This is a genomic window from Agromyces hippuratus, from assembly GCF_013410355.1.
Taxonomy (GTDB): Bacteria; Actinomycetota; Actinomycetes; order Actinomycetales; family Microbacteriaceae; genus Agromyces; species Agromyces hippuratus.
Genome location: NZ_JACCFI010000001.1, coordinates 2,231,951 through 2,250,892, shown reverse-complemented (window position 1 = coordinate 2,250,892; position 18,942 = coordinate 2,231,951). Strand labels below are relative to the sequence as shown.

14 protein-coding genes are annotated in these 18,942 nt (G+C 72.3%); 9 read left to right on the top strand and 5 right to left on the bottom strand.

The genetic code is table 11. The features are described from left to right. Positions 1-90 precede the first annotated feature (90 nt). Positions 91-2,883, top strand: a complete 2,793-nt coding sequence (locus BJY17_RS10475) for an esterase-like activity of phytase family protein (RefSeq protein WP_179551294.1) — start codon at positions 91-93, stop codon at positions 2,881-2,883. Positions 2,884-3,058: 175 nt separating this feature from the next. On the opposite strand, the gene BJY17_RS10470 is transcribed toward BJY17_RS10475, so the two are convergent. Beyond that, complete coding sequence (locus BJY17_RS10470) at positions 3,059-4,417, bottom strand: hypothetical protein (protein WP_179551293.1); 1,359 nt, start codon at positions 4,415-4,417, stop codon at positions 3,059-3,061. A gap of 91 nt (positions 4,418-4,508) precedes the next feature. Continuing rightward, positions 4,509-5,603, bottom strand: coding sequence for a hypothetical protein (locus BJY17_RS10465; protein ID WP_179551292.1), 1,095 nt, complete (start codon positions 5,601-5,603; stop codon positions 4,509-4,511). 162 nt (positions 5,604-5,765) lie between these two features. On the opposite strand from BJY17_RS10465, the gene BJY17_RS10460 reads away from it, so the two are divergent. Continuing rightward, complete coding sequence (locus BJY17_RS10460) at positions 5,766-9,194, top strand: efflux RND transporter permease subunit (protein ID WP_179551291.1); 3,429 nt, start codon at positions 5,766-5,768, stop codon at positions 9,192-9,194. Between the two features lie 37 nt (positions 9,195-9,231). Here the strand turns inward: BJY17_RS10460 and BJY17_RS10455 are convergent, their stop codons facing one another. Both BJY17_RS10455 and BJY17_RS10450 read right to left on the bottom strand, forming a co-directional pair. Continuing rightward, complete coding sequence (locus BJY17_RS10455) at positions 9,232-10,560, bottom strand: RNA polymerase sigma factor (protein ID WP_179551290.1); 1,329 nt, start codon at positions 10,558-10,560, stop codon at positions 9,232-9,234. 1 nt (position 10,561) lies between these two features. Further along, positions 10,562-11,002 (bottom strand): YciI family protein, encoded by a 441-nt coding sequence (locus tag BJY17_RS10450; RefSeq protein ID WP_179551289.1) that lies wholly within the window; start codon positions 11,000-11,002, stop codon positions 10,562-10,564. 180 nt (positions 11,003-11,182) lie between these two features. Between BJY17_RS10450 and BJY17_RS10445 the strand changes: the two genes are divergently transcribed. The 4 genes from BJY17_RS10445 to BJY17_RS10430 all read left to right on the top strand — a co-directional run bounded on the left by BJY17_RS10445 (position 11,183) and on the right by BJY17_RS10430 (position 13,637). Then, positions 11,183-11,521, top strand: a complete 339-nt coding sequence (locus BJY17_RS10445) for a heavy-metal-associated domain-containing protein (RefSeq protein ID WP_179551288.1) — start codon at positions 11,183-11,185, stop codon at positions 11,519-11,521. Continuing rightward, positions 11,518-12,165, top strand: a complete 648-nt coding sequence (locus BJY17_RS10440) for a DUF305 domain-containing protein (protein ID WP_179551287.1) — start codon at positions 11,518-11,520, stop codon at positions 12,163-12,165. The genes BJY17_RS10445 and BJY17_RS10440 overlap by 4 nt, the downstream gene beginning before the upstream one ends. 120 nt (positions 12,166-12,285) lie before the next feature. Then, entirely contained in the window at positions 12,286-13,035 is a 750-nt protein-coding gene (locus BJY17_RS10435; RefSeq protein ID WP_179551286.1) for a hypothetical protein, read from the top strand. Beyond that, entirely contained in the window at positions 13,032-13,637 is a 606-nt protein-coding gene (locus BJY17_RS10430) for a DUF6226 family protein (protein WP_179551285.1), read from the top strand. The genes BJY17_RS10435 and BJY17_RS10430 overlap by 4 nt, the downstream gene beginning before the upstream one ends. 85 nt (positions 13,638-13,722) lie before the next feature. Here the strand turns inward: BJY17_RS10430 and BJY17_RS10425 are convergent, their stop codons facing one another. After that, on the bottom strand, positions 13,723-16,047 hold the full coding sequence (locus tag BJY17_RS10425; protein ID WP_179551284.1) for a heavy metal translocating P-type ATPase: 2,325 nt from the start codon (positions 16,045-16,047) through the stop codon (positions 13,723-13,725). 195 nt (positions 16,048-16,242) lie between these two features. Here BJY17_RS10425 and BJY17_RS10420 point away from each other — a divergent pair, with 195 nt between their 5' ends. The 3 genes from BJY17_RS10420 (at position 16,243) to BJY17_RS10410 (ending at position 18,903) form a co-directional block, all read left to right on the top strand. Continuing rightward, complete coding sequence (locus BJY17_RS10420) at positions 16,243-17,229, top strand: NAD-dependent epimerase/dehydratase family protein (RefSeq protein WP_179551283.1); 987 nt, start codon at positions 16,243-16,245, stop codon at positions 17,227-17,229. Positions 17,230-17,335: 106 nt separating this feature from the next. Further along, entirely contained in the window at positions 17,336-17,896 is a 561-nt protein-coding gene (locus BJY17_RS10415; RefSeq protein ID WP_179551282.1) for a GNAT family N-acetyltransferase, read from the top strand. Positions 17,897-17,970: 74 nt separating this feature from the next. Beyond that, positions 17,971-18,903 carry an arginase family protein gene (locus BJY17_RS10410; RefSeq protein WP_179551281.1) on the top strand — a complete coding sequence of 311 codons (933 nt, stop codon included), beginning with the start codon at positions 17,971-17,973 and terminating at the stop codon, positions 18,901-18,903. Positions 18,904-18,942: the final 39 nt, after the last annotated feature.

Genomic DNA, 18,942 nt, shown 5'->3' with positions numbered 1-18,942 from the left:
GTGACGTCCACCTCGCTCCCACCGGCAGGTCGCCCCGTTCCGCCAGCCTGACGGCGTTCCCCCGCCTCGAGCCGCTGGAGTGTGCCCGACATGCCCGTTCGCCCCCTGTCCGTCGCCGCGCTCGCCGTGGCATCCGTCATCGCAGGCGGCGCACTCGCCGGGTCCGCGCTCGCGGTGCCCGCCGAGGCCGCGCCCGGCGCCGCCGCCTTCCACCGCACGGCGACGTATCCCGTGTTCCAGAACCTGCCGGAGGGCGTCGACCCCGCGTCGGAGACGGTCGCGGAGATCTCGGCGATCACGCCCGACGGTTCGACCGTCGTCTACACCGACGCGCTCGGCAAGCGCATCGGATTCCTCGACGTGACCGACCCGGCGAACCCCGTCGGCGACGGCACCATCGAACTCGCATCGATCGGTCACGCCGACGACCAGCCGACCTCGGTCGCGGCCTACGGCGACTTCCTCCTCGTCGTCATCGACGAGACGGGCGGTGCATTCACCGAGCCCTCCGGCCGCCTCGACGTGATCCGTGCCGCCGACCGCACCGTCGTGCGCAGCATCGACCTCGAGGGCCAGCCCGACTCGATCGCGATCTCGAAGGACGGCGCCTACGCGGCGATCGCGATCGAGAACCAGCGCGACGAGGAGGCGACGCCGCCCGGCGGTAAGAAGGGCGACCTGCCCCAGCTGCCCGGCGGTTTCGTGCAGGTGCTCGGCCTCGGCGCCGACCCCGCAGCCTGGTCGATCGACGCGGTGCCCTTCCTCGAAGAGGACGGCTCGCCGATCGACGTCATCGCCGCGGCCGGTCTCGACACCCCGACCGACCCCGAGCCCGAGTACGTCACCATCAACGCGAAGAACCAGCTCGCGGTGACGCTGCAGGAGAACAACGGCATCGTGATCGTCGACCTGCCGACGCGCGAGGTCGTGCGAGCCTTCTCGGCCGGGTCGGTCGCCGTCACCGGCATCGACACGAAGAAGGACAAGCGCATCGACCTGACGGGTTCGATCGGGCAGGCCCCGCGCGAGCCCGACTCGATCGCGTGGATCGGCGATGACCGCCTGGCGACCGCCAACGAGGGCGACTGGAAGGGCGGCACCCGCGGCTGGACCGTCTTCGACGCCGCAACCGGCGCCGTCGTGTGGGACGCGGGCAACTCCTTCGAGCGCCTCGCCGTGCAGCACGGCCTGTACAACGACGATCGCGCAGCCAAGAAGGGCAGCGAGCCCGAGGGCCTCGCCGTCGCCGAGTTCGACGGCGTGCCGTACGCGTTCGTCGCGAGCGAGCGCTCGAACTTCGTCGCCGTCTACGACGTCAGCGACGCGGCATCCCCGGTGTTCCGTCAGCTGCTGTTCGCAACGAACGGGCCAGAAGGCATCCTGCCCGTGCCCGGCAGCGACCTGCTCGTCGTCTCGAGCGAGACCGACGACGCATCGACCGGCGTGCGCGCCGCAGTGAACCTCTACTCCTTCGGCGCCGAGACGACGTCGCAGCCCTCGCAGCCGAGCATCGTCTCCGACGTGGTCGGCGGCGCACCCATCGGCTGGGCGGCGCTCGGCGCGTTGAGCGGCCACCCGAGCGATGCCGGCGCCGTCTACGCCGCGAGCGACGTCGCGGTCTCGCCGAGCACGGTCTACGCCCTGGACGTCTCGCAGACCCCGGCGCGCATCACCTCCGCGCTGCCGGTGACCGACGGCGGGGTGGCGGTCGCGCTCGACATCGAAGGCCTGCAGGCACGGGCCGACGGCGGGTTCTGGCTCGCGATCGAGGGCGCCACCGGCGCCGAGAACCGGGTGCTGGGCACGGATGCCTCCGGAGCCGTCGTCGAGACCGTGGCACTGCCCGCCGAGGTCACGGCGCACGTCGCCAAGTGGGGGCTCGAGGGCGTGACCTCCATCGGCAGCGGTGCCGACGAGCAGCTCTGGGTGGCGCTGCAGCGGCCGCTGTGGGTCGACCCTGCGGTCACGGGCGCCGATGCAGCGACCGTCGACGGCGCGAACCTCGCCCGCATCGGCCGCTACGACGTGGCATCCGGTGCGTGGTCGTGGTTCGGCTACCCGCTCGAGTCGACGGCCGTCGCCGGCGACTGGATGGGCCTCTCCGAGATCACCGCGATCGACGACGACACCCTGGCCGTGATCGAGCGGGACAAGCTCAACGGCCCCGCGGCTGCGGTCAAGCGCGTGACCCGCGTCGAGATCCCGGCGACGACGCCCGAGGCGGGCACGCTGCCGGTGCTCGAGAAGACCACGGCGATCGACGCGCTGCCGGCACTCCGTGCGACCGGCGGCTGGACGCAGGAGAAGCTCGAGGGCTTCGCGGTCGCAGCCGATGGCGCGCTGTACGGCGTCACCGACAACGACGGGCTGAAGGATGCCACGGGAGAGACCGTGTTCCTGCGCCTCGGCGCGGCCGACGAGGTCTTCCCCGGCGGCGACGGCGGCCCGGGCGGGCCGGGCGAGCCCGATGCGCCGAGCCTCGTGCTCGGTGCCGGGTCGGTGGTCGCGGGCGGCTCGCTCGAGGTGCGCGGGGCGGGCTTCGCGGCCGGCTCCGAGGTGCGGCTCGAACTGCACTCCGACCCCGTCGTGCTCGGCGAGGCGACGGCCTCGGCCGACGGTGCGCTCGACTTCACGGCGCGCATCCCCGCCGCGACGGCGCCCGGTGCGCACACGATCGTCGCCGTGCTGCCCGACGACACGACGGTGACGGCAGCGATCACCGTGACCGCCGCGTCGAGCGGCGCCGGCGGCGCGGGCGGTTCCGAGAGCGGTGCCGATCTCGCGAGCACCGGCATCGACCCGACGGCCGCGATCGTGGTGGCCGCGTTCGTGCTGCTCGTGGGTGCGGCATCCGTGCTGATCGCGCGGCGCCGCACGGCGTAGGGGAGTGCGGGGCGGCTCGACGACTGCGCTCGTCGGGCCGCCCCGACCGGCCGCGGTTCGGGCACACCGCGGCCTGCCGTGCCGCACGGGTCTGCGGCACGGAGTCTGTGGGCAGTGATCTGCCGGGGGTGCGAGCCCGGCGCCGGTAGGGCGGCGCCGGGCCCATCCCGTTTCGCTAGCGCTTCAGCGCGAACCGCCGGACTCCGACGAGCACGAGCCCCGCGAGCACTGCAAGTGCCGCGAGCCCGAGGCCCGAGGCGTCGGCGCCCGTGGATGCGAGCGTCGACGCGTCGGCGCCGTCGCCGGTTCCGCCCGAACCGCTGCCCGAGGCGACCGTCGTGCCGCCGCCGTCACCCGGTGAGGCGGGCGTCGTCGGGTCGGTCGGATCCGTCGGGTCGGTGGGGTCCACCGGGTCCACCGGATCCACCGGGTCCACCGGGTCGGTCGGGTCCGTCGGGTCCGTCGGGTCGACGACGGTCGTCGCCCCGTCGGTCTCGCTATCGCCGATCACCGAGATGGCGTTGCCGCCGATCGTCACGGGCAGGGACAGGTTCGGCAGCAGCTGTGTTCCCCCGAGCAGCCCGCCGTTCCCATCCGTCGTCGCCGAACCGCCCCCGGTTCCCGGCGTCACGACCGTCTCGGCGCCGGTCGACGTGCTGTCGCCCAAGCCCGAGATCGCATTGCCTCCGATCGTCACCGGCAGCGACAGGTTCGGCAGCAGCTGCGTGCCGCCGAGGATCCCGTCGTCACCGCTGGTCTCGGCCGATCCGCCGGCCGGCCCGGAGCCCGAACCGACGCTCGTCGCCGCGCCCTCGCTCGTCGAGTCGCCGATGAGCGAGATCGCGTTGCCGCCGACGGTGATCGGCACCGCTGCGTCGATGATCGCCTGGGTGCCGCCCAGGACCCCGTCGTCGCCGCTGGTTGCGGCGTCCGTGCCCGAGCCGGACCCCGTGCCGGTTCCCGACTCGACCGCCGTCCCGGCATCGGCGCTGCTGCTGTCGCCGATGACCGAGATGGCGTTGCCGCCGAGGGTGATGGGAATCGACACGTCGACGAGCGCCTGCGTGCCGCCGAGCAGGGAGTCGACCCCGCTCGTCTCCGCGGCTGCCGGCGCAGCTGCGCCTGCGTCCGCGGCGGGTGCAGGTGCCGGAGCGACCTCGGTGGTCGCGTCGTCCGTCGATGAGTCGCCGACGACGGAGATGGCGTTGCCGCCGATCGTCACCGGCACCGACACGTCGATGAGCGCCTGGCTGCCGGAGCCGATCCCGTCGTCACCCGACGTCACGGCGGCCGGTTCGGCCGTCTCCCCGCCGGTGACCTCGGTGCTCGCGTCCTGCGACGACGAGTCCCCGATGAGCGAGATCGCGTTGCCGCCGAGCGTGATCGGCAGGTCGATCGAGATGCCCGCCTGGGTTCCCGACAGGATGCCGTCGTCGCCCGTCGTCTCCGACGCGTGGGCGACTCCGGCTCCGAGGAGCGAGAGGCCCCCGGCGAACAGGGTCGCATAGAGCGCCCTCAAAAGCAGTTTCTTCATTTCCAGTCCTCCTGAACTGATGGGTGAGGTCGCTCCCAGGGCAGGGAGCGATGACCGTCTTCCGCCTCACGAGCAGGCGGAACGGCCCCCGTCAGTCAGGGGTGGAGTCGGTGTCGTAGACCGGTGACGACGGCAGCGCGTCATCGACCGAGTGGAGTGCGAGCGACGCGAGTGCGTCGAGTTCGAGGGCGGCGTAGGCCGCGTCTGAGGTGCCGGATGCCGCGCCGCCGCCGCTGCCCGCGGCGCCGGTGCCCGAACTGCCGCCGAGTGCCGGCCCACCGAGCGCGGGCGAGCCGTCGCCGCCCGGCGAGCCGCCCTCTGAGGGCGCGATCTCGCCGATCTCGGAGTCGATGGCAGGAGCCGGGTCGGCGCTGCCCGTGGGGACGGTGGCGTTCGAGGGCACGGCGTCATGCCCGCCTGCGGCAGTGCCGGGCGGTGCACCGGTGCGGCCGGGCGGCGACGGTTCGCCGGGTACCTGGCCTCCCGGGCCGCCTGGCTCGCCGGGGTCGGTGCCGTCGGTACCGCCCGGAAGCAGGGGGATCGACGGAATCGGGGGGAGCACGCCGCTGCCGTCGGTGGGCAGGGCGGGCGTGGTGCCGACGACGGTGCCGAGCGTGTCGTCGACGAGGCCGGCAACCGGTCCGAGCACGCCGTCGACCGTTCCGTCGGGGAGCAGCGCTCCGACGATCGGCAGCTCGTCGACGATGCCGTCGACGAGTCCGGCGACCGGGGCCGTGATGCCGCTGACGGTGTCGCCTCCGGCGATGCCCGAGACCGTGCCCGTGACGCCGTTGACGATGGTGCCGACGGCCGCGTTGCCGCCGCCGACCACGGTGTTCGCGGTCTCGGTGACGGTGTCGACCGCTTCGGGCACGACCGCCTCGACGGGTTCGGCCACTGGGTCGGGCAGCGCCTCGACGACGGGTTCGACGACCTCGTTGACCGGAGCGACGACCGTCTCGACGACGCCGTCGACGAGGCCGCCGACGGCTCCCGTGACCTCGGTCACGCCGCCGAGCAGCGAGCCGACGGTGCCGAGCAGGCCGCTGCCCGAGTCTCGTTCCTCGGCCGAGGCGCTCGGGGCGCTCGAGCAGAGCGAGATGACGAGCCACACAGCGGAGAGGGAGGCGGCGAGGAGGGCGTAACGGAGCCACGGCACCTGCCGTGCAGCATCCGCGGAGCTCATCGTCACCCCTCTTCGTTCCCCTGCTGGCCACCCTACGGGGGGTTCTTCCCGTGAGGATACCCCCCGGATGGGGGACACTTCGCCGACGTGCCGAGCGCGGATGTCGCGTGAATTTCACCGGCATGTGATATCCACGGCGACCGCGCCTGCGAGAATCGAGCAATGCACCTGCTCGCCGCGCTCAGCATGAAGAACCGTGCCCTCATCGCGCTCATCACCGTCGTCGTCGCGATCTTCGGCGGAATCTCGCTGACGAGCCTGAAGCAGGAGCTGGCGCCGTCGATCGAGTTCCCGCAGCTCTCGATCGTGACGAGCTACCCCGGCGCATCGCCCGACATCGTCAACACCGACGTCTCGACCCCGATCGAGACCGCGATCCAGGGCATCACGGGTCTCGAGTCGACCTCGACGACGAGCTCGACCGGCCTCTCGCGCGTCACCGCGAGCTTCACCTACGGCACCGACCTCGCCTTCGCCGAGCAGAAGATGCTCTCGGCCGTGAACCGCATCGCCGGCCAGCTGCCCGACGACGTCGACCCGCAGGTCATCGCGCTCAGCCTCGACGACTTCCCGGTGCTGCAGATCGCCGTGACCGGCGCCGACGACATCAGCGCGCTCTCCGACGAGATCGAGCGCACGACCCTGCCCGAGATCACCGACGTCGACGGCGTGCGCGAGGCGAGCCTCGTGGGCGAGATCGGCCAGCGCGTCACCATCACGCCCGACCCCGCCGAGCTCGCGACGTACGGCATCACCCAGCAGGCCATCCGCGACGCGCTGCAGCAGAACGGCCTGCTCGTGCCGGCGGGCACGATCACCGAGGGCGACTCGACGTTCGCCGTGCAGACGGGCACGCGCATCCAGAGCGTCGACGAGATCGCCGAGCTCCCGGTGCTCGGCGCCACCGAACAGGTTCCGGATGCCTCGGAGGAGACGCCGACCGACGGAACCGAACTGCCCGACGGAGCGACCCTGCCCGACGGAGCCGAGCTGCCCGAGGGCGCCGCCGCCACGACGAGCGTGCCCGCATCGATCACGATCGCCGACGTGGCATCCGTCGAACTGACCGACAACCCCGTGTCGAGCATCTCGCGCGTGAACGGCGAGCCGGCCCTGACCATCTCGGTCACGAAGCTGCCCGCCGCGAACACGGTCGAGGTGTCGAACGCCGTGACGGCGCTGCTGCCCGACCTCGAGTCCTCGCTCGACACGACGAACCCGGGCGCGACGTTCACGGTCGTCTTCGACCAGGCGCCCTACATCGAGCAGTCGATCGAGTCGCTCGCGACCGAGGGCATGCTCGGACTCCTGTTCGCGGTCATCGTGATCCTCGTCTTCCTGATGTCGGTGCGCGCGACGCTCGTCACCGCGATCTCGATCCCGACGTCGGTGCTCATCACCTTCATCGGGTTGCAGGCCGCCGACTACACCCTGAACATCCTGACCCTCGGTGCGCTCACGATCGCGATCGGCCGCGTGGTCGACGACTCCATCGTCGTCATCGAGAACATCAAGCGGCACCTCATCGAGGGCGTCGACAAGGCCTCGACGATCGTGCACGCCGTGCGCGAGGTCGCCGGGGCGATCACGGCCTCGACCATCACCACCGTCGCGGTGTTCCTGCCGCTCGCGCTCGTCGAGGGCGTGACGGGCGAGCTGTTCCGGCCGTTCGCCCTGACGGTGACGATCGCGCTCGTCGCCTCGCTCCTCGTCTCGCTCACGATCGTCCCGGTGCTCGCGTACTGGTTCTTGAAGCCGGCGAGGCTCGCCAAGCACGAGGACGAGGCCGAGATCGCGGCCGCCGCGTTCGTCGACGACGTCTGGCTCGCGCCCGAGCTCCGCGACGAGACCGGCTCCTCGGGGCTCCCGAGGTCGACGGGCGCACCCGCGACCGCGACGGCCGTGAAGCCGAAGCCGAAGCCCGTCGCTCCGGCCGACGAGCTCGAGCACCCCTCGCGCCTCCAGCGCGGCTACCTGCCGATCATCGAGTGGACCCTGAAGCACGGCGTGGTGACGCTCGTCGTCGCCGGTCTCGTGCTCGGCGGCACCATCGCCATGATCCCCCTCATGAAGACGAACTTCCTCGGCTCGTCGGGGCAGAACACCTTCCGCGTGACGCAGGAGCTGCCGATCGGCACGAGCCTCGACGCCATGGACGAGGCCTCGCAGCCCGTCGAACAGGCGATCCGCGACACCGAGGGCGTCGAGACCGTGCAGACGTCGATCGGCTCGGGCAGCGGCCTCACCGCGGCGTTCGGCGGCGGCGGCTCGACGATCACGTACTCGGTCACGACCGATGAGAACGCCGATCAAGACGCCCTGCAGGCGAGCGTGCGCGACGACCTCGACGCGCTCGACGACGTCGGCGAGGTCACCCTGGCCGCGTCGAGCGGCTTCGGCGCCTCGAGCGACATCGAGGTCGACATCACCGCCTCGAACGCCGAGGACCTGCAGGCGGCCACCGACGCCGTCGTCACCGAGCTCGACGGCATCGACTCGCTCGCGCAGGTGAGCTCGAACCTGTCGGAGTCCCAGCCGTACGTCGCCGTCGAGGTGAACCGAGCGGATGCCGCGGCAGCGGGCTACTCCGAGGTCGCCCTCGGCGGGTTCGTCTCGGCCGCGATGCAGCCGCAGCGCGCCGGAACCGTCGTGATCGACGAGAAGACCCTCACGATCTACCTCACGACCGACAACCCGCCCGCGACGATCGAGGAGCTCTCGGCCCTCGAGGTGCCGACGCCCGCCGGCCTCGTGCGGCTCGATTCGCTCGCGACCGTCGAGAACGTCGACGGACCGGCATCCGTCACGACCGTGCAGGGGCTCCGCAGCGCGACCGTCTCGGCGACGCCCGCGGGCGACGACCTCGGCACGGCGAGCGGGGCCGTCGCCGCGGCGATCGACTCGGTCGACCTGCCGGCCGGCACGACCGCGTCGATCGGCGGCGTCAGCGCCGACCAGCAGGAATCGTTCTCGCAGCTCGGGCTGGCGCTCCTCGCCGCGATCCTGATCGTCTACATCGTGATGGTCGCGACGTTCCGCTCGCTGCTGCAGCCGCTGCTGCTACTCGTCTCGGTGCCGTTCGCGGCGACCGGCGCGATCGCGCTGCAGGTCATCACGGGCGTGCCGCTCGGCGTCGCCTCGCTCGTCGGCGTGCTGATGCTCGTCGGCATCGTGGTGACGAACGCGATCGTGCTCGTCGACCTCGTGAACCAGTACCGCGATCGCGGCATGACCGTGCGCGACGCCCTCGTGCACGGCTCCTCGCGACGTCTCCGCCCGATCCTCATGACGGCGCTCGCGACGATCTTCGCGCTGCTGCCGATGGCGCTCGGCATCACCGGGCACGGCGGCTTCATCTCGCAGCCGCTCGCGCTCGTCGTGATCGGCGGACTCGTGTCGTCGACCGCGCTCACGCTCGTCGTGCTGCCCGTGCTCTACAACCTCGTCGAGGGCGGTCGCGAGCGGCGCCGCGCGAAGCGGGCCGCGAAGGCCGCGGGCGAGGCGGATGCACCGACGACCGCCCCCGCCCCCGCTGCGGCTGCGGCATCGGACGCTCCTGAGGGCGAGGTCTCTCCCGGCGACGGGATCTGACGCAGCGTTCCGGTGACGTCGCGGCCGGCCCCGAGGGCTAGTCGGCGGGTGGAGCCGGCGGCGCGAGGGCGGCGATCTTCGCGAGCAGCGACGCCCGCTCCTGCTCGTTGCCGGTGAGTCGCGCGGCGGTCTCGAGCTCGCTGCGCGCCTCGCTCGTGCGTCCGAGCCGGCGCAGCAGTTCGCCGCGCACCGCGGGCAGGGGCGCGTAGCCCGCGAGCCGTCCGTTCGCGACGAGCTCGTCGACGATGCGCAGCGCGCTCGCCGGACCGGTCGACATCGCGACCGCGACCGCGCGGTTCAGGTCGACCACGGGCGAGGGCGCGAGCCGACCGAGCGCCTCGTAGAGCAGCACGATGCGCGCCCAGTCGGTGTCGTCGACGGATGGCGCAACCGCATGGCACTCGGCGATCGCCGCCTGCAGGCCGTACGCCCCGCGTCCACGTCCGATGGCATCGGCTCGGGCGAGTGCCGCCTGGCCTCGTCCGATCTGCGCGCGGTCCCAGCGCGAGCGGTCCTGCTCGTCGAGGGGGATCGGGGTGCCGTCGCGCGCGGTGCGGGCCGCGAAGCGCGACGCGGTGAACTCCATGAGTGCGACGAGGGACTGCGCCTCGGGTTCACGGGGCATGAGGCCCGCCACCATGCGGCTGAGCCTGAGGGCCTCGGCCGAGACATCCGGTCGCACCCATTCGTCGCCCGCTGCGGGCAGGTAGCCCTCATTGAAGATCAGGTAGAGCACCTGCAGCACCGAGGCGAGCCGGGCGGCGTACTCGTTCGGCTCGGGCACCTCGAACGGCACCTTCGCCGCCGCGAGCGTCTTCTTCGCCCGCACGATGCGCTGCTGCACGGTCGCGGTGGGCACGAGGAACGCGCGCGCGATCTCCTCCGACCCGAGGCCGCCGACGATGCGCAGCGTGAGCGCGATCTGCGCCTCACGTGAGAGCACGGGGTGGCACGACACGAAGATGAGCCGCAGGATGTCGTCGTCGATGGTGTCGGGGTCCCAGAACGTGTCGGATGCCTCGGCGCCCTGTTGCTCGAGATCGCGGGCGAGCGCGGCGTACCGCTCGTCGAGCCGCTCGCGGCGGCGCCACCCGTCGATCGCGCGGCGCTTCGCGACCGCCGTGAGCCAGGCGCCGGGCTTGTTCGGCACGCCCTCGGCCGGCCACTGCCGCAGCGCCTCGACGAGCGCCTCCTGCGCGAGGTCCTCCGCCTGGCCGACGTCGCCGACGAAGCGGGTGAGCGTCGCGACGATGCGCGCGGACTCGATGCGCCAGACGGCGGCCACGGCGCGCCGGGCGTGGTCGGCGGCAGGGTCGGCATCGCCGCTCGCCGGTTCGACCGCGCCCGGGGCATCCGTGTCGGTCATGTCATTCGGCCGGGTTCGCGGCGCTGAGGCGACCCTCGGCCTCTGCACGCCAGCCGGCCTCCTTCTGGATCCACTCGTTGTCCTGCGGGAAGTCCTCGAGCTCGTTCACCCGGCGCACCTCGAGCTTCGAGCCCGGCCCCAGGGGGCAGCGCTTGGCCCACTCGGCCGCCTCTTCGGGGCTCGAGGCCTGGATGATCCAGAAGCCGTTGAAGAGCTCCTTCGTCTCGCCGTACGGGCCGTCGGTGATGACCGGGGGAGTCGAGTCGAAGTCGACGACGAAGCCCTCCTTCGCATCGGACAGGCCCTCCCCGCCGAGCAGCACGCCCGCCTTGATGAGCGACTCGTTGTAGGCGCCCATGGCGGCGATGACCTCGGTGAAGTCGAGGTTCTCGTAGTCCTCGACGGCCTGGTCGTTCGAGCGCATGATCAGCATGTACTTCACGGTGATTCTCCTTGTTCGGGAAGGGGCCGGATCGCCCGCCTCACTCTGGCGTCGAACGGGCGACCGCCGGATCGACATCGCTCCGAGAATTTCTCTCCCTCATGCTGTCACGCGGCAGGGACTTGCGTCATTGATACCCTAGGGGGGTATAGTGGTGGTGACCGACGAAAGGATCGAACCATGACGCTCGCACCAGAAGGCAGGACCGAGATCGACCTCGACGGCGGCGGGTGCTCCTGCTGCGCGATCGACGCGTCGACCGATGCCTCGGCTCCCGCCGAGAACGCGGTCGACGGCTCCCTCGTCGAAGCGAGCTTCGGCGTCGCCGGCATGACCTGCGGCAGCTGCGTCGCCCACGTGACCCAGGAGCTCACGGCGATCGACGGCGTCGACGCCGTCGACGTCGAGCTCGTCAACGGCGGCGTCTCGGGCGTGACGGTGCGGAGCAGCGCTCCCATCTCCGACGCCGCGATCGCCGCGGCCGTCGAGGAGGCCGGATACCGGGTGGCGGAGCGATGAGCGCCGCGGCCCGTGCCGGCGCCCGTGCGACCGTGCGCCGCCGCGGCATCGCGCGAACCCTGCCCGCCGTCGCCCTCGGCATCGCCGGGGTCTTCGCGCTCGCGGGCTGCGCCGCGAACGCCGGCGACCCCTCGGGCGGCGGCCACGACGGCCACTCGATGACCGGCACCGAGGGCGAGGCGCCCGCGGGCGCCGGCACCGCGGCCGACGTGATGTTCGCGCAGATGATGATCCCGCACCACGAGCAGGCGCTCGAGATGAGCGGCATCGTGCTGGCGAAGGACGGACTCGACCCCGAGGTCGTCGTGCTCGCCGAGGAGATCCAAGCGGCACAGGGTCCTGAGATCGCCCAGCTCGAGGCCTGGCTCGAGGAATGGGACGCCCCCCGCGAGATGCCCGACGGCGGGCACGGGATGAGCGGCATGCTGAGCGATGACGAGCTCGCCGCGCTCGAGACCGCCGACGCGGCCACCGCGTCGCAACTCTTCCTCGAGCAGATGATCGAGCACCACGAGGGCGCGGTCGACATGGCCGAGCAGGAGATCGGGAGCGGATCGCACGAGGGTGCCATCGAGATGGCCGAGGCCATCGTCGCGACCCAGACCGCCGAGATCGAACGGATGCAGGCTCTGCTCGGAGGGTGACCCGAAGGGCTACGGTCGAGGTGGGCGATGCCAGCCCGGCGTCGGAGGCTCCGTCCACGACCCGCGGTGGGCTCTGGTGCCGACGAGCGCTGCGCTGTTAGGTTCGCGGCGGAGGTGCGCATGCGTAGAGCACGGGGATCGATGGCGGTCGGTACGGCGCTGCTCGTTCTGGCGACGCTGGCCGGGTGCTCCGGTTCGAGCGCGGGTGCAGACGCGTCGACCGCCACGCCGGAGGCGACGGATGCCGCGGCGCAGGTCGTATCCATCCCCGTGCCCGAGTTCGCCCCGTGGCCGGCGGGCGACCCGTTCACCGATGCCGATGTGGAGGCCGCGCGCCTCACTGAGGCCGACCGCGGCTGGCAGACCGTGCTGGCGACCTATCCCGATGCGGTGCGGCCCGAGGTCGCGTTCGCGGCGTACGTGACCGACGAGAATCGCGTCGACGTGACGCGCGCCTGCTTCGAGGCCGCCGGGCTGCCGATCGACGAGGGCCGCACCGGCCCCGACCCCGACAGCCCCGTCGTCTCGATCGGCACGTCGACGACGACGGTCGAGGAGGCGATCGCGTTGTACTCGTGCCGGGTCGCGCATCCGGAGAAGCGCACGTCAGCGCCGCCGAACGCCGAGCAGCTCGGCTGGATCTACGACTACCTGACCGAGTACTACGGCCCGTGCCTGGCCGAGAACGCGATCGAGGTGGCACCGGCTCCGCCGCGTGACGAGTTCGTGGCGAAGTGGCCGGACCAGGGCTGGTTCCCCTCGAACACCCGGTCGATGTACGACCCCGAATGGGACGCCGCACTCGAGGAAGCCTGTGTGGACCCCGACACCGCGATCATGACGGGCCTCGTGGATCGGGAGGGCGGATGACCGCCGACCGGGGCGGCATCGGCTCCGGTCGTGCCGTCGAGCCGCCCCGCCGCGGCGCGTCGTCGGGCGTCGACGAGCTGCCGGTGGAGCCGCCTCGCTGGGGCGCCCACGGCCCGCCGCAGGAGGCGTACAGCCGGGTCGGCGACACCGAGCGCTACCGCCCGCTGCATGCGTTCGCCCTTGCGCTCGCCGACGACCTCGAAGCGGAGTTCGACGTCGAGCGCGACGTCGAGCCGCCGGTCGAACCCTGGCTCTCCGAGGGCGTCGAGGTCGTGCGCGCGGTCCGGCTGCGTCCGAGAGCGGATGACGCGGCGCCGATCGTGATCGGCCTCACCTCGTTCCCCGGCCTCGTGATCGGATGCGGCGAGTTCACGAGACTGCCGTCGCCGTTCTGCGGATGCGATGCGTGCGACGAGCATGTCGACGACTCGGTCGCGTCGGTGCGCGAGCACGTCGACGCCGTCGTGACGGGCGGCTTCGCCGAGGCATCCGGCGGCTGGGCGTCGTTCCGCACCGAGCGCGGGTCGAGCGAGGGCGGCGGCCCCGGCCCGTTCGGCCCGCACCGCGCATGGGCGGCGTGGCCGCGCCGATCTGCGGGTTGAGCCCGGTCGAGCGTTCTTGCGGGTTGAGCCTGTCGAAACCCCGCTCCGTGAGGCGGTTTCGACAGGCTCGACCCGCAGACGCGCCTCAGCTCGCGCGCTCGAGCACTGCCCGGGTCGAGGCCTCGGGCCGCAGGTCGAGGCGGCGCAGCAGTTGCGCGTTCGCCGCGACGATGACGGTCGAGAGGCTCATCAGGATCGCGCCGACCGACATCGGCAGCACGAACCCGATGGGCGCGAGGATGCCGGCCGCGAGGGGCACCGAGACGAGGTTGTACCCGGCCGCCCACCAGAGGTTCTGGCTCATCTTCCGGTAGCTCGCCCGCGACAGCTCGATGACCGAGATCACGGAACGCGGGTCGCTCGACGCGAGGATCACGCCGGCCGAGGCGATCGCGACATCCGTGCCCGCGCCGATCGCGATGCCGACGTTCGCCTGCGCGAGCGCCGGGGCGTCGTTGACGCCGTCGCCGACCATCGCGACCGAGAGGCCCTCGTGCTGCAGCTCCTGCACCTTCGCGGCCTTGTCTTCGGGGCGCACGCCCGCATAGACCCGGTCGATGCCGAGCTGCGCGGCGACCGTGCGGGCCACCGGCTCCGCGTCGCCCGTGATCATCACGACCTGCACGCCGAGCGCGTGGAGCGCGTCGACCGCCTCCTTCGACTCGGGCCGGATCTCGTCGGCCAGCGCGATGGCGCCGGCGACCTGGCCGTCGACGAGCACGTGCAGCACCGTCGAGCCGGCTTCGGCCCAGGCGACGGATGCCGTGAGCGGCGCGAGGCCCTCGCGCTCGAGCATGCCGGGGCCGCCGACCTGCACGGCCCGGTCGTCGACCGTGGCGCGCACGCCGATCGCGGCCGAGGCCTCGAAGCCCTGGGCGGCGCGTGTCGCGAGTCCGCGGTGAGCGGCCTCGGCGACGATCGCCTTCGCCAGCGGGTGCTCCGAGTCGCCCTCGGCGGATGCCGCGAGCACGAGCACATCGTCGAGGTCGTGACCCGGCGCGGCCGCGGCATCCGTCACCGCGGGCTCGCCCTTGGTCAGCGTGCCGGTCTTGTCGAAGAGCACCGCGCCGACCGTGCGCATCGTCTCGAGCGCGAGGCGGTCGGTGACGAGCACGCCGCCCTTCGCCGCACGCTCGGTCGCGATCGACACGACGAGCGGGATGGCGAGGCCGAGGGCGTGGGGGCAGGCGATCACGAGCACGGTGATCGTGCGGATCACGGCGTCGTCGGGGTCGCCGAGCAGGGTCCAGGCGATCGCGGTGATCACCGCGGCGCCGAGCGCGAACCAGAAGAGCCAGCCGGCGGCGCGGTCGGCGAGGCGCTGTGCACGCGAGGTCGAGGCCTGCGCCTGTGCGACGAGCCGCTGGATGCCCGCGAGTGCGGTGTCGTCGCCGACCGCGCCGACCCGCACACGGATCGCGGTGTCGGTCGCGACGGTGCCGGCGACGACGTGCGCGCCGGGGCCGCGGGCGACCGTCGACGACTCGCCGGTGATCATCGACTCGTCCATCGCGGCGGTGCCGTCGATCACCTCGCCGTCGGCGGGCACGCGGCCGCCGGGGCGCACGATGACGACGTCGCCGACCGAGAGCTCCGAGGGGGAGACGGTCTCGATTGCGAGGCTGCCGGTTGAGCCTGTCGAAGCCCCGCCGGTCGAGCCCGTCGCGACCACCCGCTCGGCCTCGTCGGGCAGCAGTGCCGCGAGCGCGTCGAGTGCGCTCGAGGCCTGCATGATCGAGCGCATCTCGATCCAGTGGCCGAGCAGCATGATCACGATGAGGAGGGCGAGCTCCCACCAGAAGTCGAGGTGGTGGCTGAGCAGGCCGAGGCTCGCGCCGAGCGACGCGAAGTACGCGACCGTGATCGCGAGGCCGATGAGCAGCATCATGCCGGGCTTGCGGGCCTTCAGCTCCGACCAGGCCCCGGTGAGGAACGGCTTGCCGCCCCAGAAGTACATGACCGTGCCGAGCACCGGGGAGATCCACGGGATCACGGGGTTGTCGGGCAGCGAGTAGCCGAGGATCGACGCGAACATGGGGCTGAACGCGATCGTCGGCACGGCGATCACGAGCATGATCCAGAACAGGCGGCGGAACTGGCCGACATGGTCGCCGTGCCCCCCGTGCCCGCCATGGCCGCTCATGTCGTGACCTGCGTGCTGGTCGTGGCCGCCGTGGCCGCTCATGTCGTGGCCCGCGTGCGCGCTCATGTCGTGCCCCGCGTGCGGGTCGGGCGCCGTCGTCGCCGGCGCGTGCTGGTGCCCGGCATGCGAGTCCTGCGCACTCGTGTCGTGCCCCGCGTGACCCTCGTGCCCCGCGTGACCCTCGTGCCCCGCGTGACCCTCGTGCCCCGCGTGACCCTCGTGCCCCGCGTGACCCTCGTGTTCGTGTCCGCCGTGCGTCGTGCTCATCGATCTTCCTCCGTCGTCAAGCTCGAATCGAGCTTATACCCCTAGGGGGTATCTGTCATCAGGTGGAAACGCCTGTTCGCCCGAACTATTCCCGAGTCGCCGCGAACATGTTCCGACGGTAGCAGCGGATGCCGCGGGGTTCGCGGATCGAGAACAGGGGCGCGCGCGGCATCCGCATCGTGCTGTGATGTCCGAATGGAGATCCTGATCCTCGGCGGTACCCAGTGGCTCGGTCGCGAACTCGCCAGGCAGGCGTTGCGCCGCGGGCATGCGGTCACCTCGTTCGCGCGAGGGGAAGCCGGCGCGACGGCCGCGGGCTCGGCCTTCGTCGCGGGCGATCGCTCGGAGCCCGGTGCCTACGACGCCGTCGCCGGTCGCGAGTGGGACGCCGTCATCGACGTCACCCGACAGCCGGGATTCGCGCGCGGCGCCGCCGCGGCGCTCGCCGAACAGGCGGCCCACTGGACCTTCATCTCCTCGGGCAACGTCTACGCCGCCCAGAACGAACCGGGCGCCGACGAGTCGGCCGAGCTCATGCCGCCGCTCGAGGGCGACGAATCGACCGCGGAGACGTACGGCGAGGCGAAGTCCGCCATCGAGGCGGCGTACCGGCAGGCCCTGGGCGACCGACTGCTCGTGGTCCGCCCCGGCCTCATCGTCGGACCCGGCGATCCGTCGGGCCGCGGCGGCTACTGGGTGGCGCGAGCCGCTCGCAGCGACGACCCGATGCTCGTGCCCGACATCCTCGACGACGCCGTGCAGGCGATCCACGTCGAGGACCTCGTGGCGTTCACGCTCGACGCGATCGAGCAGGGGCGTACCGGCGCGTTCAACGCCGTCGGCGAGCGCACCACGTTCGGCGACTGGCTCGAGCGCTCGCGCGCGATCGCCGGTCACGAGGGCGAGGTCGTCGCCGTCTCGCCGGAGTGGCTCGCCGAGCAGGGGGTGGCCGAGTGGTCGGGCCCCGAGTCGCTGCCGTTGTGGATCATCGACCCCGAGTGGACCGCCTTCCTCGACCGGTCGAACGCCGCCGCACTCGCCGCGGGCCTGCGCCTGCGGCCGTTCGACCAGCTGCTGCGCGAGATCCTCGAGTGGGAGCGCAGTCAGGGGCTCGATCGCGAGCGCGGCGCCGGGCTCACCGCCGACCGCGAGCGCGAGCTGCTCGCGGCCCTCCGCGGCTGAGGCGGTGCGTTCGCCCGCCAGGTGAGGTCGCCGACCAGGTGACGCCCGCCTCGGCGGCGAGTACCATGCCGCCCATGGTGCGAAGGTGCCTCCGCGGAGTCGCGGCATGCTGACCGGCGAACTGGTGACGCTCGCCCCGGTGCGGCATGCCGACCTGCCTGCGTTCTACGAGGCGCAGGTCGACCTCGGCAGTCGCGGCGCCTACTTCCCGCTCACGGTCGTGTCGGAGCCGGTGCTCGCCGCGCGGTTCGCCGCGACCGGATTCTGGGAGCGCGACGAGGGCACGCTCCTGATCCGCGTCCGAGCCGACGACGATCGCGACACCCGCGTCATCGGGCACATCGAGTTCTTCATCCCGGTGGACTACTGGGACGCGTACGAGCTCTCGTACCGGCTGTACGACCCGGCCGAGGCCGGCCGCGGCTACGTGACGGAGGCGGTGCAGCTGCTCGTCGACCACCTCTTCGGCACCAAGAAGAAGCACCGCATCCAGCTGGTGATCGTGCCCGAGAACGGTGCCAGCCGGCGCATCGCCGAGAAGTGCGGGTTCACGTACGAGGGCGTCGCGCGCGGCGCGTTCTTCAACGCGGGAACGAATCACGACGTGGCGGTCTACAGCCTCCTCCGCACCGATGCGCGACCCTGGCGTACGAGCGAACGACCGTGAGTCGTCCGGTATCGCAGACACGAGCGATGGCGGATGCCTCGGCTCGCGGCATCCGTCATTGCTAGCGTCTGACCATGGGCACCGCTGCGCTTCCGAACGATCCGCTCTGGCCACGGGCCGGTGACTGGCCGCCGCTCGACGCGCTCGGTGCAGGGGAGCGCGCCGATCTCGCGCTGCTCGGGGTGCCGGCGTTCAGCACGTCGCTCTCGCCGACCGGCGCGCACGCGACGCCCGCGGCGATCCGCGCGGCGCTGCGCCGCTACAACCCGACCCTCATGGCCGATCGCGAGCGTCGCGGCGACGCGCGTTCGCTCGACGACCTCGTGTTCGCCGACGCCGGCGATGTCGGCGAGCCCGACGGGCCCGAGGGCGAGGCGCGGGTTCGTGCGGCGGTCGCCGCGGCGTCGGCCCGGGCCGGCACCGTGGTCGCGCTCGGCGGCGACAACTCGTTGACCTCGCCCGTGGCGCTCGGCGCCTGGGGCGAGCGGCTCGCGACGGCGGGGCTCATCACGCTCGACGCCCACTACGACCTGCGCGACGGCGTGAGCAACGGCTCGCCGGTGCGGCGACTGCTCGAGGCGGGCCTCGACGGCCGACGCATCGTGCAGATCGGCATCGCCGACTTCGTGAACTCCCGCGAATACGCCGACCGGGCCCGCGACGCCGGCATCACCGTCGTGCACCGCGACGAGCTGCACCGCCGCCCCATGGGCGATGTGTTCGCCGAGGCGCTCGAGATCGCCGGCGCGGGCGGCGGCCCGATCCACGTCGATCTCGACGTCGACGTGTGCGACCGCGCGGTGGCACCCGGGTGCCCCGCATCGGTGCCGGGCGGCATCTCCGCGTACGAACTGCGACAGGCCGCACGCGCGGCCGGAGCCGACCAGCGAGTGGAATCGGTCGACCTCGCCGAGGTCGATGCCACCGCGGATGCGCCCGACGGGCGTACCGTACGACTGGCAGCACTCTGCGTGCTGGAGGTCGCCGCGGGCATCGCACTGCGCTGACAGGGCGCCCCGATCGAGGCGCACACGATGAACACGGGA

What these genes read in the sequence shown, in the direction of transcription:
- BJY17_RS10475 (WP_179551294.1), top strand. Translation starts at nt 91, where the DNA reads ATGCCCGTTCGCCCCCTGTCCGTCGCCGCGCTCGCCGTGGCATCCGTC.
- BJY17_RS10470 (WP_179551293.1), bottom strand. Translation starts at nt 4,417, where the DNA reads ATGAAGAAACTGCTTTTGAGGGCGCTCTATGCGACCCTGTTCGCCGGG.
- BJY17_RS10465 (WP_179551292.1), bottom strand. Translation starts at nt 5,603, where the DNA reads ATGAGCTCCGCGGATGCTGCACGGCAGGTGCCGTGGCTCCGTTACGCC.
- BJY17_RS10460 (WP_179551291.1), top strand. Translation starts at nt 5,766, where the DNA reads ATGCACCTGCTCGCCGCGCTCAGCATGAAGAACCGTGCCCTCATCGCG.
- BJY17_RS10455 (WP_179551290.1), bottom strand. Translation starts at nt 10,560, where the DNA reads ATGACCGACACGGATGCCCCGGGCGCGGTCGAACCGGCGAGCGGCGAT.
- BJY17_RS10445 (WP_179551288.1), top strand. Translation starts at nt 11,183, where the DNA reads ATGACGCTCGCACCAGAAGGCAGGACCGAGATCGACCTCGACGGCGGC.
- BJY17_RS10440 (WP_179551287.1), top strand. Translation starts at nt 11,518, where the DNA reads ATGAGCGCCGCGGCCCGTGCCGGCGCCCGTGCGACCGTGCGCCGCCGC.
- BJY17_RS10435 (WP_179551286.1), top strand. Translation starts at nt 12,286, where the DNA reads ATGCGTAGAGCACGGGGATCGATGGCGGTCGGTACGGCGCTGCTCGTT.
- BJY17_RS10430 (WP_179551285.1), top strand. Translation starts at nt 13,032, where the DNA reads ATGACCGCCGACCGGGGCGGCATCGGCTCCGGTCGTGCCGTCGAGCCG.
- BJY17_RS10425 (WP_179551284.1), bottom strand. Translation starts at nt 16,047, where the DNA reads ATGAGCACGACGCACGGCGGACACGAACACGAGGGTCACGCGGGGCAC.
- BJY17_RS10420 (WP_179551283.1), top strand. Translation starts at nt 16,243, where the DNA reads ATGGAGATCCTGATCCTCGGCGGTACCCAGTGGCTCGGTCGCGAACTC.
- BJY17_RS10415 (WP_179551282.1), top strand. Translation starts at nt 17,336, where the DNA reads ATGCTGACCGGCGAACTGGTGACGCTCGCCCCGGTGCGGCATGCCGAC.
- BJY17_RS10410 (WP_179551281.1), top strand. Translation starts at nt 17,971, where the DNA reads ATGGGCACCGCTGCGCTTCCGAACGATCCGCTCTGGCCACGGGCCGGT.